11 protein-coding genes are annotated in these 14,166 nt (G+C 71.9%); 8 read left to right on the top strand and 3 right to left on the bottom strand.

Going from position 1 to position 14,166, the window contains the following annotated elements; genetic code table 11:
* Window positions 1–10 precede the first annotated feature (10 nt).
* The 4 genes from BM127_RS05210 to BM127_RS05195 all read left to right on the top strand — a co-directional run bounded on the left by BM127_RS05210 (window position 11) and on the right by BM127_RS05195 (window position 4,748).
* Window positions 11–1,042, top strand: a complete 1,032-nt coding sequence (locus tag BM127_RS05210) for a LacI family DNA-binding transcriptional regulator (RefSeq protein ID WP_175507286.1) — start codon at window positions 11–13, stop codon at window positions 1,040–1,042.
* A 198-nt stretch (window positions 1,043–1,240) separates the two neighbouring features.
* On the top strand, window positions 1,241–2,749 hold the full coding sequence (locus tag BM127_RS05205) for a DEAD/DEAH box helicase (protein ID WP_091195192.1): 1,509 nt from the start codon (window positions 1,241–1,243) through the stop codon (window positions 2,747–2,749).
* A gap of 219 nt (window positions 2,750–2,968) precedes the next feature.
* Window positions 2,969–4,048: an LLM class flavin-dependent oxidoreductase gene (locus tag BM127_RS05200; RefSeq protein ID WP_091195188.1), complete on the top strand. Its 1,080-nt coding sequence runs from the start codon at window positions 2,969–2,971 to the stop codon at window positions 4,046–4,048.
* Between the two features lie 10 nt (window positions 4,049–4,058).
* Window positions 4,059–4,748 (top strand): CPBP family intramembrane glutamic endopeptidase, encoded by a 690-nt coding sequence (locus tag BM127_RS05195; RefSeq protein WP_091195186.1) that lies wholly within the window; start codon window positions 4,059–4,061, stop codon window positions 4,746–4,748.
* Here the strand turns inward: BM127_RS05195 and BM127_RS05190 are convergent.
* The 3 genes from BM127_RS05190 to BM127_RS05180 all read right to left on the bottom strand — a co-directional run bounded on the left by BM127_RS05190 (window position 4,734) and on the right by BM127_RS05180 (window position 7,713).
* Complete coding sequence (locus BM127_RS05190; protein ID WP_091195184.1) at window positions 4,734–5,645, bottom strand: NAD(P)H-binding protein; 912 nt, start codon at window positions 5,643–5,645, stop codon at window positions 4,734–4,736. The genes BM127_RS05195 and BM127_RS05190 overlap by 15 nt on opposite strands.
* A 35-nt stretch (window positions 5,646–5,680) precedes the next feature.
* Entirely contained in the window at window positions 5,681–7,018 is a 1,338-nt protein-coding gene (locus BM127_RS05185; protein WP_091195181.1) for a cation:proton antiporter, read from the bottom strand.
* A gap of 98 nt (window positions 7,019–7,116) precedes the next feature.
* Window positions 7,117–7,713, bottom strand: coding sequence for a MerR family transcriptional regulator (locus BM127_RS05180; protein WP_198554489.1), 597 nt, complete (start codon window positions 7,711–7,713; stop codon window positions 7,117–7,119).
* Window positions 7,714–7,803: 90 nt separating this feature from the next.
* Between BM127_RS05180 and BM127_RS05175 the strand changes: the two genes are divergently transcribed.
* The 4 genes from BM127_RS05175 (at window position 7,804) to BM127_RS05160 (ending at window position 14,085) form a co-directional block, all read left to right on the top strand.
* Window positions 7,804–9,015 (top strand): acetyl-CoA C-acetyltransferase, encoded by a 1,212-nt coding sequence (locus BM127_RS05175; RefSeq protein WP_091195178.1) that lies wholly within the window; start codon window positions 7,804–7,806, stop codon window positions 9,013–9,015.
* Between the two features lie 179 nt (window positions 9,016–9,194).
* Window positions 9,195–11,417, top strand: a complete 2,223-nt coding sequence (locus tag BM127_RS05170; RefSeq protein WP_091195176.1) for a 3-hydroxyacyl-CoA dehydrogenase NAD-binding domain-containing protein — start codon at window positions 9,195–9,197, stop codon at window positions 11,415–11,417.
* A gap of 417 nt (window positions 11,418–11,834) precedes the next feature.
* Entirely contained in the window at window positions 11,835–12,539 is a 705-nt protein-coding gene (locus tag BM127_RS05165) for an ABC transporter ATP-binding protein (protein WP_091195543.1), read from the top strand.
* Window positions 12,523–14,085, top strand: coding sequence for a hypothetical protein (locus BM127_RS05160; protein ID WP_091195174.1), 1,563 nt, complete (start codon window positions 12,523–12,525; stop codon window positions 14,083–14,085). Before BM127_RS05165 ends, BM127_RS05160 begins: the two co-directional genes overlap by 17 nt.
* The last annotated feature ends 81 nt before the right edge of the window (window positions 14,086–14,166 follow it).

Below are 14,166 nucleotides of genomic sequence, written 5' to 3'. Positions count from 1 at the left end.
CGTGGCGCGCGTGACGACACCGCGGACCGCCGGCGCGGGCTCGCCGACCCTCGACGAGGTGGCGCGCGTCGCCGGGGTCTCGCGGGCCACCGCATCGCGGGCGATCAACGGCGGCCAGCGGGTCAGTGCCCGAGCGCAGTCGGCCGTCGACACCGCGGTGCGCACCCTGGGCTACGTCCCCAACCCGGCGGCTCGCAGCCTGGTCACCCGTCGGACGGACTCGATCGCGGTGGTCGTGCCCGAGCCCGACGACCGGGTCTTCTCCGACCCCTTCTTCGCCGGCACCCTGCGTGGTGTCACGCGGGTGCTGACCGAGCGCGACATCCAGCTCGTGCTGCTGCTGGCGCGACCGGGTGCGTCGACCGCACGGACCCTGCGCTACCTCACCAACCGCCACGTCGACGGCGCCCTCGTCGTCTCCCACCACCGCGACGACCGGCTGGCCGAGCACCTCGCCGACCTCGGGCTGCCCTGCGTCTTCGGCGGCCGGCCGTGGACCGGCGGCGACCGGGTGGCCTACGTCGACGTCGACAACGTCGCCGGTGAGCGCGAGGCCACGGAGGTGCTGGTCGCCCGCGGCTGCACCCGCATCGGCACCATCGCCGGTCCCGTCGACATGACGGCCGCCGCCGACCGCCTGATCGGCTGGCAGCAGGCCATGGCGGAGGCCGGCCTGCCGGCCGAGGCCGTCGAGCACGGCGACTTCACCGAGGCCAGCGGCGAGGCCGCGGCCCGGGCGCTGATGGAGCGCCACCCCGACCTCGACGGTCTCGTCGTCGCCTCCGACCTGATGGCCGCCGGTGCGATGCGGGTGCTGGCCGAGCTCGGCCGGCGGGTGCCCGACGACATCGCGGTCGTGGGCTACGACGACCTGGGTGTCGCTGAGCGGACCACGCCACCGCTGTCGACGATGCGCCAGCCGGTGGAGGAGATGGCCGAGCGGGCCACCCGGCTGCTGCTCGGGCGCATCGACGGCGTCGACGGCGGACACCCGGTGCGGATGATCATCCCGCCGACGCTGGTGCGGCGCGCGAGCGCCTGAGGCGCGGCTCACACGGCGAAGGATTCATCGGAACACCACCAGTCCCGCTAGTGTTGTGCCCACAGTCGCCCGGCCGGTCTTGCCCCGGGCGCAGGTCGTCGCTCGAAACCGCGACACCCTTCCTCGTTTCTGAGGCACGTACGCCGCTCATCCTGATCGCGGCTCACGGTGGCGAGACGCCAACCGAAAGCAACTCACATGAACTTCGCCGAACTCGGCGTGCCCTCTTCGCTTGCCCAGATCCTGGCCAAGCAGGGCATCACCACTCCCACGCCCATCCAGGCCGCGACGCTGCCCGACAGCTTCGCCGGCCGCGACATCCTGGGCCGTGGTCGCACCGGCTCGGGCAAGACGTACGCGTTCCTGCTCCCGCTGGTCGCCCGCCTCGACGCGAGCAAGATGCCCGCGATGCCGCGCAAGCCGCGCGCCCTCATCATGGCGCCGACCCGCGAGCTCGTCGGCCAGATCCACGCCTCGCTCGTCCCGATGGCCAAGGCCGCCGGCCTCTCGACCGTCGTCATCTACGGCGGCGTCAGCCAGGGCCCGCAGACCACCGCGCTCAAGAAGGGCGTCGACATCGTCATCGCCTGCCCCGGCCGCCTCGAGGACCTCATGGGCCAGGGCTTCGCCGACCTCTCCAACGTCGAGATCACGATCCTCGACGAGGCCGACCACATGGCCGACCTCGGCTTCCTGCCCGGCGTGCGCCGGATCATGGACAAGACGCCCCGCACCGGCCAGCGGATGCTGTTTTCGGCCACGCTCGACAAGGCGATCGACGTCCTGGTCAAGCGCTTCCTCACCAACCCTGCCACCCACGAGGCCGACTCGGCGCAGTCGCCGGTGGGCACCATGCACCACCACGTGCTGCACCTGAGCCGTGAGCAGCGGGTCCCGGTCCTGGTCGACCTGACCAGCGCCCCCGGCCGTACGGTCGTCTTCACCCGCACCAAGCACGGCGCCAAGGCGCTGGCCCGCCAGCTCAACAAGAGCGGCGTCCCGTCGGTGGACCTGCACGGCAACCTGAGCCAGAACGCGCGCACGCGCAACATGGAGATGTTCCACTCCGGCCAGGCCACGACGCTCGTCGCGACCGACATCGCCGCCCGCGGCATCCACGTCGACGACGTGGCGCTCGTGATCCACGCCGACCCGCCGACCGAGCACAAGGCGTACCTGCACCGCTCCGGTCGTACGGCGCGTGCCGGCGCCGAGGGCACCGTCATCACCCTCATGACCGACGACCAGGTCCGCGACGTGCGCGACCTGACCCGTCTCGCCGGCATCAAGCCCACCACCACCAAGGTCAGCGGTCCCGGCCACGCGATGCTCGAGCAGCTCGCGCCCGGCGCCCGCAGCACCCCCGGCGGCCTCGTCGTCGAGGTGCCGACCTCGGGCGGCGGCGGTGGCCGGTCGACCGGCGCCAACGCGCAGCGCAAGCGCGCCCGCAGCACCGGCCAGACCAACGGCCAGTCGCGTCGGGGCAACCCGACCACCTACACCAGCGAGAGCGGTGGCGGCTCGTCGACCGGCGGCGGTGGCGGCCAGCGTCGTCGCTCCGGAGGCGGCCAGGGCGGCGGCCAGGGAGGCGGCCAGGGCGGCTCGCAGGGCGGCGGCAACCGTCGTCGCTCCGGTGGCGGCCAGTCCACCGGCCAGGCCTCGAGCGGCCGCGCCCACAGCGCGTCGTCGTTCAGCCGCGGTCGCTGAACCTGACGTTCCAGCCTGTTGCTTGCCCTTGAGTCTCCTGGAGACTCCTGGAGACTCAAGGGTAAGTCTCGTTGTGGGGGGCGACCGTCGGGAACCACCGGGCATCCGGTGGTTGCTGAGGTTTCCCGCCGTTGCAACGGTTGAGAAGCGCACCGAAGGGACTGTCGGAATGTCCGGGCGACGAAGTTCGTTCACCCTTCAACTACCCGGAGGAGCGACATGACTGCGCACGAAGACGGCACGTTCGACCACGCGGTGCTCGGCACGAAGGAGCACCCCACCCTCGGCCTGGACACGTTCGGCGACGCCCCCCTCGACGGCGCGCCGGGCAACCACCCCGCGACCCTGCGCGAGGTCGTCGCGGAGGCCGTGCTCGCCGACCGTCTCGGCGTCGACTACATCGGCCTGGGTGAGCACCACCGGCCCGACTACGCGATCTCCGCGCCCGACGTGGTCCTGGCCGCGATCGCCGGCCAGACCGAGCGGATCCGTCTCGGCACCGGCGTCACCGTGCTCTCCTCCGACGACCCGATCCGGGTCTACCAGCGATTCGCGACCCTCGACGCCGTGTCGAACGGTCGGGCCGAGGTGCAGCTGGGACGCGGCTCCTTCATCGAGTCCTTCGGGCTCTTCGGCCTCGACCTCGGCGACTACGACCGCCTCTTCGCCGAGAAGCTCGACCTCTTCGCCGCACTGCAGCACGAGCAGCCGGTGACGTGGGAGGGCAGCATCCGCACGCCACTCGCCGGGCAGCGCGTCTACCCGACCACCGCCGCCGGCAAGCTGCCGGCCTGGATCGGCGTCGGCGGCACGCCGGAGTCCGTCGTACGCGCCGCGCGCTACGGCATGCCGCTGATGCTCGCCGTCATCGGCGGCTCGCCGGCCGCGTTCGTCCAGTTCGCCGACCTCTACCGCAACGCCCTCGACCAGCTCGAGCTCCCGGAGCTCCCGATCGGCATGCACTCCCCGGGCCACATCGCGGCGACCGACGACGAGGCGCGCGAGCAGCTCTACCCGCACCAGGCCGAACTGTTCACCCGCATCGGCCGCGAGCGCGGCTGGGGTCCCTACAGCCGGATCGCCTTCGAGCAGGCAGCCGGTCCGCAGGGTGCGCTCTTCGTCGGATCACCCGAGACCGTGGCGCAGAAGATCGCCTGGGCGGCTCGCACGCTGGGCCTCTCCCGCTTCCAGCTGAAGTACTCCGTCGGCGCCCTCCCGCACGAGCAGCGGCTCGAGTCGGTCCGCCTCTACGGCGAGGAAGTCATCCCGCGCGTCCGTGAGCTGTTGGCCGCCTCCTAGGCTGGTCGACATGCGCTCCTTCATCCAGCGGTCGTTGTGGGACGTGGTCCCCCGCGACCAGCGCGACACCGCCGAGGCCTTCCGTCGCCGGCAGGTGGTCGCGGCCGTCGTGGTGCTCATCGGCGCGGTCGTGCTGGGGTGGTCGCTGCGCCTCGAGCCGGGAGGCAACACGTTCTACGTCGCGGCCGTCGTCCTGGCCGGCGTCTGGGCGGCCGGAGCCTTCCTGTCGGGCCGGTTGCACCTCGGACGGATGGCGCGCGCCAACGAGGTGTTCGTACGCCCGATCCTGGCGCCGATCCTTCTGGGCCTGCTGCTGGTCGGGGTCTTCGTCCTCGGCTCGCTCGTCGTGCGCGAGATCGACCCGTTGGCGGCCTACGTCAGCTCGGTGCTGGAGTACGCCGACGAGGGCTCGCTCACCCTGCTCGCGATCATCACGTTCTTCAACGGCATCGCCGAGGAGCTGTTCTTCCGCGGCGCGATGTACGCCGCGATCCCGAAGCACCCGGTCTTCTGGACGACCCTGGCCTACGTCGTCGCGACGCTCGCGACCGGCAACGTGATGCTCGGCTTCGCCGCGATCGTGCTCGGCGCGGTCTGCGGCCTTGAGCGGCGCGCCAGCGGCGGCATCCTCGCGCCGATCCTGACCCACATCACCTGGTCGCTGTCGATGCTCTTCCTGCTGCCCCTACTTTTTTCCTGATCCTGACGCCGCCTCGGCGCGCTCGGCCAGCGCCCGGCGTACGGACTCGGCGTAGGTCAGCGGCTCCCCGGGCACGACCTCGCGGATCGAGGTGTCGCGCACGACGACCTCGGTGGACATCGAGTCGATGAGGTTGCGACCCGTGGTGACGTCGACGTCGGTGACCAGGGCCAGCCAGCGCGACGACAGGCCCGGCGTGAGCAGCGGGACGACGACGATCGGGAGCTTCCGGCCGTTCATCGCCAGCGCGACGCCCTGCAGCATCTCGCGGTAGGTCAGCTGCTCGGGGCCGCCGATCTCGAAGACGCGGTCGAGGGCCTCGTCCTTGCCGACCACGCCGGACAGGTAGCGGACGACGTCGTCGATGGCGATCGGCTGCGTACGGGTGCCGACCCACTTGGGCACGACCATCGCCGGCAGGTTCTTGACCAGCTGGCGCGTGAGCTCCCACGAGATGCCGCCGTGGCCGACGACGATCGCGGCACGCAGCACGGTGACCGGCACGCCGTCGGTGCCCAGCAGGCCCTCGACCTCGCGCCGCGAGCGCAGGTGGGCGGAGAGCTCCCCGTCGTCGTCACCGAGCCCGCCCATGTAGACGATCTGGCTCACGCCGGCCGCCGCTGCCGCCGCGCTGAAGTTGCGCGCCGCGTCGGCGTCCTTGCGCTCGAAGTCGGGGTCGTCGAGGGAGTGGACGAGGTAGATCGCGGCGTCGACGCCCTCGAGCGCGGGACGCAGGGAGTCGGCGTCCATCACGTCCGCGCCGACTGCCTCGCCCGGGCCGTCGTACGTCTCCGGGTGCCGCGTCATGGCGCGGACCTCGTGCCCGGCGTCGATGAGGGCGGGGACGAGGCGGCGGCCGATAAACCCAGTGGCACCGGTGACGAGGACTGTGGACATGGACCCACTCTGTCAGGGCGTCCCACCCCGGTGCCTCATCCCTGCGAGGAGATGCGTCCCCGTCGGGCATCCAGCCGGGCCATGGCGGGCGTCGCGGTGACCCCGTGCAGCAGCACCGACGCGATCACGGTGAAGGCCACCGTGGACCACAGCCACGGCTCGTCCGGCACGTGCTCGTGGCTCGCGGCGTAGGCGAGGTAGAACAGCGAGCCGACGCCGCGGACGCCGAAGAACGCCACGGCCATCCGCTCGCCCCGGTCGAGGCCGCCGTCGCGGTCCTGGTCGCGGGCGAGCGTCGACAGCGCGACGTAGCCCGCCAGCGGTCGTACGACGAGAACGAGCGCGAGGGCCACCACGATGCCGCGCCAGTCGAGGTGCTCGAGGAGGCCACGCGTCATCGCCATGCCGAGGACCAGCAGGACCATCAGCGTCATCAGCCGCTCGAGCCGCTCGACCACGGCGTGCATCGCCCGCTGGTAGGAGTGCCCGGGGCCCGCGGAGCGCAACCGCATCGCACAGGCGAAGACGGCGAGGAAGCCATAGCCGCCGACCAGCTCGGCAGCGCCGTACGACGCCAGCAGCGCGGCGAGGGCCAGCAGCGGTTCGCCCGCGTCGGCCAGGCGGAGCTTGTCGCTGCGGGCGTGGAACGCCTGCCGGCCGAGCAGCCAGCCCGCGGCGAGGCCGACCGCGACGCCGAGCACGATCTTGCCCAGGACGTACCACCCGACCCAGGTGCCGACGTCGACGAGCGTGAAGCCGCCGGCCAGCAGCAGCAGCGCGAGGTGGACGAAGGGGAAGGCGAGGCCGTCGTTGAGGCCGGCCTCGGCGGTGAGGGAGAAGCGGATGTCGTCGTCCTCGAGCTGACGGTCCTCGTCACCGTCACCGTCCCCGCCGGGCTCGTCGACGTCCTCGGTCAGGGGTTCGCCGACCTGGACGTCGGAGGCGAGCACCGGGTCGGTCGGCGCCAGGACCGCACCTAGGAGCAGTGCGACCGCCGGCGCGAGACCGGCGACCCACCAGCCGAGGAGCGCCACGCCCAGGATGGTCAGCGGCATCGTCACGAGCAGCAGCCGCCACACCGGCGACCAGGCGCGCCAGCACGCCCACTTGCGGAGGTCGAGCGGCCGGTCGAGGGCCAGGCCGACGCCCATGAGGGAAATGAGCACGGTGAACTCGGTGACGTGCGTGACGAGCACGCGGTGGTCCATCGGGTCGAGGCTGGTGCCGTCGGGGAGCGGCAGCAGGCCGATCGCCATGCCCACGGCGACGAGCACCATGGGGGGCGAGACAGCGATGCCCCTGGTGACGTGCGGGAGGACGGTGGCGAGGAGCAGTGACAGCCCGAGCAGGAGGTAGATCGTCGCGCCGGTCATCGGGTCCGTCGCAGGGATTCGGTCGTCACGGGGCTGGGCACCCCACCAGAGTCCCAGTGGACGGGCTCCGCTGTCGCTTCAGTCACCCGGATGGGCGGTCAGTGCTCGGACGTGCGCTTGCCGTCGTACGACGCGGAGCTCTCGTCGATGGCCTGCTCGTAGGCCATCACCAGCCCGGCGATGGTCAGCGGCTTGAGCCGGTGGACGAACTCGCGCAGCTGCTCGGCGGTGCCGCCGCGCTCGCGGAACGCCGGCCACACCATGGTCCGCACGATCTCGGAGAGCTCGTGCGCGACCTGCCGGCCGTGGGCGGCGTACACCTCGGCGACGGCCTCGGCGGCCTCCGGGGAGATGCCCATGCCCGACAGCCCGCCGGGGACGTCGACGTCGCGGTCGCCGGTGACCGGGGCCAGCATCGACAGGTGCAGCGCGATGTCGGAGGGGGACGCGGTGGCGGGGATGGCGTCGACGTACCTCTCGATCGCCGACAGCGTGAAGCCGTGGCCCTGCAGCTCGCGGACGAGCTCGAGGCGGGCGACGTGGTCGGGACCGTAGTAGCCCGAGCGGCCGCGGCGGATCGGCGAGGGGACGAGGCCGCGCGAGGCGTAGAACCTGACGTTGCGCGCGCTCACCCCGGTGCGCGCGGTCAGCTCGTCCAGCGTCAGCAGCTCGCTGTGATCGACCACGGTGTCCACCGGACCATCCTCTCCTGAGTCGCAGGTGGATCGGAGTGACCCGGAACACACCTGTTGGACTGTGACAGTAATGGTGTCACAATCACCCGTATGGCAGAAGCATTCGTCTACGACCACATCCGCACTCCTCGCGGCCGCGGCAAGGCCGTCGGTTCGCTCCACGAGGTCAAGCCCGTGGACCTGGTCGTCGGACTCCTCGACGAGCTCAAGACCCGCAACCCCAGCCTGGACCCGTCGCGTGTCGACGACGTGGTGCTCGGCGTGGTGACCCCGATCGGCGACCAGGGCGGCGACATCGCCAAGACCGCCGCCCTCAAGGCCGGCTATCCCGAGACCGTGGCCGGCGTGCAGCTGAACCGTTTCTGCGCGTCCGGCCTCGAGGCCGTCAACCAGGGCGCACAGCGCGTGCGCTCGGGCTTCGAGGACCTGATCATCGCCGGCGGCGTGGAGTCGATGAGCCGCGTGCCGATGGGCAGCGACGGCGGCGCCTGGGCGATGGACCCGGCCACCGCGCTCCAGACCGGCTTCGTCCCGCAGGGCATCGGCGCCGACCTGATCGCCACGATCGAGGGCTGGAACCGTACGGACGTCGATGCCTACGCCGCGGAGTCGCATCACCGCGCCGCGAAGGCGTGGGCCAACGGCTACTTCGACGGCGCGGTCGTCCCGGTCAAGGACCTCAGCGGCGTGACCGTGCTGGACCGCGACGAGACCGTGCGCCCCGACACCTCCGTCGAGGGCCTCGCCGGCCTCAGGCCGTCGTTCGCCCAGATGGGTCGCGACGCGGGGTTCGACGACGTGGCGCTGGAGAAGTACCACTGGGTCCCCGCGATCGACCACGTCCACCACGCCGGCAACTCGTCGGGCATCGTCGACGGTGCCGCGGTGATGGCGATCGGCACCGAGGAGGTCGGGACGTCGCTCGGCCTCACGCCGCGCGCCCGGATCATCTCGACCGCCGTCTCGGGCGCCGACCCGACGATCATGCTCACCGGCCCCGCGCCCGCCGCCCGCAAGGCGCTGGCGCGTGCCGGCCTCGAGGTCGACGACATCGACCTGTGGGAGATCAACGAGGCCTTCGCCGCCGTGGCGATGCGCTTCATGCGTGACATGGGCATCAGCCACGACGTCACCAACGTCAACGGCGGCGCCATCGCGATGGGCCACCCGCTCGGTGCCACCGGCGCGATGATCCTCGGCACGCTGATCGACGAGCTCGCCCGCCGCGACCTCAAGCGCGGCCTCGCCACGCTCTGCGTCGGCGGCGGGATGGGGATCGCGACGATCGTCGAGCTCGTCTAGGCGCTGTGCCTTCGGTGCTCGCCCCGCTCGCCCGTGCTCGGCGCGCTCGTAAGCCCCGTCTTCCCTCCTCGACTCGCTCGCTGCGCTCGCTTCGCTCGTCAGTCCAGACGGGGCCGCGCGCCGAGCCCCCCGCAACCCTTCACTCGCTGGGCTCCTGACTCGACCTGAACGGATCACTCATGACCTCCACTGACACCCAGACCGCGGTCCGCTACGACCGCGACGCCGACGGCATCGTCACCCTGACCCTCGACGACCCGAACGCCAGCGCCAACACGATGAACGAGCTCTACCAGTCGTCCATGGAGAGGTGCGTCCAGCGCCTGTACGACGAGCAGGACGACGTCACCGGTGTGGTCCTGGCCAGCGCCAAGAAGACCTTCTTCGCCGGCGGCAACCTCAAGAGCATGATCACCGCCACGCCGGACGACGCCCACGTGATCTTCGCGATGGGCGAGGCCGTCAAGGCCAGCCTGCGCAGGCTCGAGACGTTCCCGCGCCCGGTCGTGGCCGCCATCAACGGCGCCGCCCTCGGCGGCGGTCTCGAGATCGCGCTGGCGGCCAACCGCCGCATCGCCGTCGACGACCGCTCGGTGAAGATCGGGCTGCCCGAGTCGACGCTCGGCCTGCTGCCCGGCGGCGGCGGCGTCACCCGCGTCGTACGCATGCTGGGCCTGCAGTCCGCGCTGATGGACGTCCTGATGCCCGGCACCCAGTTCGATCCGCAGGGGGCGCTGGCCAAGGGCCTCGTCGACGAGGTGCTGCCGACACGCGAGGAGCTCGTGCCCGCCGCCAAGGCGTGGATCCTCGCCAACAAGGACGACGAGGACAAGGCGTTGAACCCGTGGGACCGCGCCGGCTACAAGATGCCCGGCGGCACCCCGAAGACCCCCGCGCTCGCGCAGTTCCTGCCGGCCTTCCCGGCGCTGCTGCGCAAGCAGACCAAGGGCGCGATCTACCCTGCGCCGCGCGCCATCATGAGCGCCGCGGTCGAGGGCGCGCAGGTCGACTTCGACACCGCGTCGCGCATCGAGAGCCGCTACTTCACCAGCCTGGTCGTCAGCCAGCAGTCCAAGAACATGATCCAGGCCTTCTTCTTCGACCTGCAGGCGATCAACTCCGGATCCCTTCGCCCACAGGGCGTCGAGCGCTGGCAGGCCACCAAGGTCGGCGTGCTCGGAGCCGGGATGATGGGCGCCGGCATCGCCTACTCGTGCGCCCGCGCGGGCATGCAGGTCGTGCTCAAGGACGTCTCCGTCGAGGCGGCCGAGAAGGGCAAGGCGTACACCGCGAAGCTCAACGCCAAGGGCATCGAGCGCGGCAAGATCACGCAGGAGAAGGCCGACGAGCTGCTCGGCCGGATCACCCCGACCGGCTCGCCCGAGGACCTCGCCGGCTGCGACCTGGTCATCGAGGCCGTCTTCGAGGACCCGACGCTCAAGGCCAAGGTGTTCGCCGAGGTGGCGCCGTACGTCAACGACGACGCGCTGCTGTGCTCCAACACCTCGACCCTGCCGATCACCGAGCTCGCCGCCGGCATCGACCGTCCTACCGACTTCATCGGGCTGCACTTCTTCAGCCCCGTCGACAAGATGCCGCTCGTCGAGATCATCCGCGGCGCGGAGACCTCCGACGTGGCGCTCGCCAAGGCGTACGACGTCGTGCAGCAGATCCGCAAGACGCCGATCGTGGTCAACGACTCGCGCGGCTTCTACACCTCGCGCGTCATCGGCACCCAGATCAACGAGGGCCTGACGATGCTCGCCGAGGGGGTGCACCCGGTCTCGCTGGAGCGGGCCGCCACGTCGGCCGGCTTCCCCGTCGGCCCCCTGCAGATCAGCGACGAGCTCAACATGGAGCTGATGGCCAAGATCCGCAAGGCCACCGAGGACGCGGCCGAGCGCGAGGGCATCGACCTCGGGGACTACCCCGCCGGGGAGGTCATCGCGACGATGATCGGCCTCGGTCGGCCCTCGCGGCTCAAGGGCGCCGGCTTCTACGACTACGACGACAACGGCCGGCGTACGACGCTGTGGTCCGGGCTCGCCGAGACGTTCCCCGTCGCCGAGCAGCAGGTCCCGATCCGCGACATCCGCGACCGGATGCTCTTCATCGAGGCGATCGAGACCGCGAAGTGCTTCGAGGAGGGCGTGATCACGTCCGCCGCCGCGGCCAACATCGGCTCGATCATGGGCATCGGGTTCCCGGCGCTGACCGGTGGCGCCGCGCAGTTCATGACCGGCTGGCAGGCGCTCGACGAGACCGGCCACGGCGTCGGCCCGGTCGGCCTCGACGCGTTCCTGGCGCGCGCCGACGAGCTGGCAGAGGCCTACGGCGAGCGCTTCCGCCCGACGGCGTACCTCCGCGAGATGGCGGCGAAGGGCGAGTCCTTCCCCGCCTGACCGCCGACCTGACGCTTGTGTGCGCCGCAGGGCCGCCGAGCTGACGCTTGTGTGCGCCACAGGGCCCCCGACCTGACGCTTGTGTGCGCCGCAGGGCCGCCGAGCTGACGCTTGTGTGCGCCGCAGGACCGCCGAGCTGACGCTTGTGTGCGCCACAAGGGCCGCCGACCTGACGCTTGTGTGCGCCTGAGTGTGTACACAAGCGTCAGCTCGGCCGGTCTCGTGTGTACACAAGCGTCAGCTCGGCCCGTCTCGTGTGTGCACAAGCGTCAGCTCGGCCGGTCTCGTGTGTGCACAAGCGTCAGCTCGGCCCGTCTCGTGTGTGCACAAGCGTCAGCTCGGCCGGTCTCGTGCGCACAAGCGTCAGCTCGGGCCGTTTCGTGTGTGCACAAGCGTCAGCTCGGCGAGAATGGGCCGGTGAGCCAGCCCCCCGTCCCGGCCGTCGTCGTACGAGACCTGCATGTCCGCTTCGGCGACGTCGAGGCCGTGTCGGGCGTGGACCTCAGCGCCCACAGCGGTCAGGCGACCGCACTGCTCGGGCGCAACGGGGCCGGCAAGTCCACCACGATGAAGGTCCTCGCCGGCGTGGTGCCGCCGACCGCCGGCGACGTCACGGTGGCCGGTCACGACGCCGCGACCGACGCGCTCGGCGTGAAGCGGGTCGTCGGCTACTGCCCCGACGTCGGCGGCCTGGTCCCGCGGGCCACCCCGTGGGAGCACCTCCAGCTCAGCGCCCGCCTGCGTCGGATGGACGTCTGGGAGGAGCGCGGTCGCGACCTCCTGGAGCGCTTCGAGCTCGGCGACGTCGCGCACCGCGTGGTCGGCGGCTTCAGCCACGGCATGAGCCGGCGGCTCAGCGTCGTGCTCGCCGCGCTGCACGAGCCGTCCGTCCTGCTGCTCGACGAGCCGTTCGACGGCGTCGACCCGCTCGGCGTCGAAGCCACCCTCGAGGTGGTCGCCGACGCCCGCGCCCGCGGCGCCTGCGTCCTGCTCTCCACCCACCTGCGCGACCTCGCGCTCGAGGCCTGCGGCACCGCGATCGTGCTGCGCGGCGGCAACCGCGTCGCCGCGATGGCGGCGGCCGACCTCACCGGTGAGGCCTACCGTGCCCTCCTCGACTGACCCCTCGACCGACCGCTCGACCGACGGCTGGTCGCAGGCGCTCCAGGACACCCGGCACCTCGTCGCGTTCCGCGCCCGGACCGTACGCCGGCCCCGCGCCGCCGTGGCCGGCGTCGTCGTGGTCCTGCTGTTCACCGCCGCCTTCGCGCTCGGACCCACCACGCTCGACGTGGCGGCCATCGGGTCACCCGCGCTCGAGCGGGCCGTCGACAACCTCAGGGGCAACCTCGGCGCGGCGTTCGTCGTCTTCCTGCTGCTGGCCATCAGCGCGGCGATGGGCAGCGGCGGCGGCCGCGAGCTGATGTCACGCAGCGAGTCCGCGATCCACCCGATCAGCCCGGTGACCGAGCACCTCGGCGCCCTCGTGCTGGCCCCGCTCAACCTCGGCTGGCTGGTGCAGCTCTGGGGGCTGCTCGCAGTCACCGCCCTCGTCACGTCGTCCGACCGGCTGCTGGGAGCCCACCTCGTGGTGCTGGCCTGGGTGCTGGCCGCGACGGCCGTCGGCCAGGCGGTCGGCTGGGCCGTCGAGGGCGTACGCCGTACTCCGCACGGTGTCGTCGTGGTGCGCTTCGTCTCCGGTGCCGTCGTCGTCGCCCTCGCGGGGCTCCACCTCGCGGGCGTCCTGATCCCCCTGGTCCGGTCGCTCCCGACGACCTGGCTCGCCGAGACGATGCAGACGCCGCGCTGGCCCGTCGCCGTCCTCGTGCTCCTGGCCGTCGCCGTCGCGGCCGTGCTCCTCGGTGCCCGTCCCGCCGGCTGGGCGCTCGGACAGCCTGCGCGCGAGGAGCTGCGGGTCCAGTCCGGCGTCCACGAGGCGCGGCACGTGCCCGAGCCCCGATGGGGCTCGCCGGACCGCGCCCTTCTCCGTCGGCTCGACCGCGGCTCCGTCTGGCGCTCGGTCGGCATGCGCCGCGGCCTGCTCGTGCTGGGCCTCGGGCCCGGCCTCATCGCCCTCGTCGCCGGGCTCCAGTGGAGCTCGGTGATGCTGCTGCCCGGCCTCACCGCGAGCGGTGCCGCGCTGCTCTTCGGGGTCAATGCCTGGTGCCTCGACGGCAAGGGCATGGTCTGGCGCGAGACCCTGCCGGTGTCCGACGCCGACGTGTTCGACGTACGCGCGCTGGTCGTCGCGGAGTGCATGGCCGCCGTCTCCGGCATCACCATCGTGCTCGCGCTCCTCCGCAACGGGCTGCCGCCGCTCGTCACCGGCGTCACCGTCGCGACGTGCTGGGTGGTCGTGCTGGTGCAGGTGCTCGCGATCGTGATGACCTGGTCGATGCGCTCGCCCTACGCCGTCGACCTCTCCTCGCCGCGGGCGACCCCGGCGCCGCACGGCGCCATGGCCGGGTACGCCGGCAAGCTCTCGCTGGTGACCACGCTGACCGGCATGTTCTTCACCGGCGTCACGGCCCTGCCGTGGGCGTGGGCGCCGCCCCTCCTGGCCCTGCCGTTCCTGGTCTGGTCGATCCTCAAGCTCCGTCGCGCCCGCCGCCGCTGGCTCACGCCGGCCGAGCGGGCGCGGGTCGTGCTGACGGTCGCCGCGGTCTGAGCGCCACGGGGCGCGCCCCCGCCCGGGGTAGTCCAGTGGCGAACGGCTGCCCTTGCGGGGTGGTCCAGTGATTTCTGGCTG

Origin of the sequence: Nocardioides alpinus (assembly GCF_900112035.1) — a bacterium.
GTDB classification, from domain to species: Bacteria; Actinomycetota; Actinomycetes; order Propionibacteriales; family Nocardioidaceae; genus Nocardioides; species Nocardioides alpinus.
This window is presented reverse-complemented; position numbering and strand designations above follow the sequence as displayed.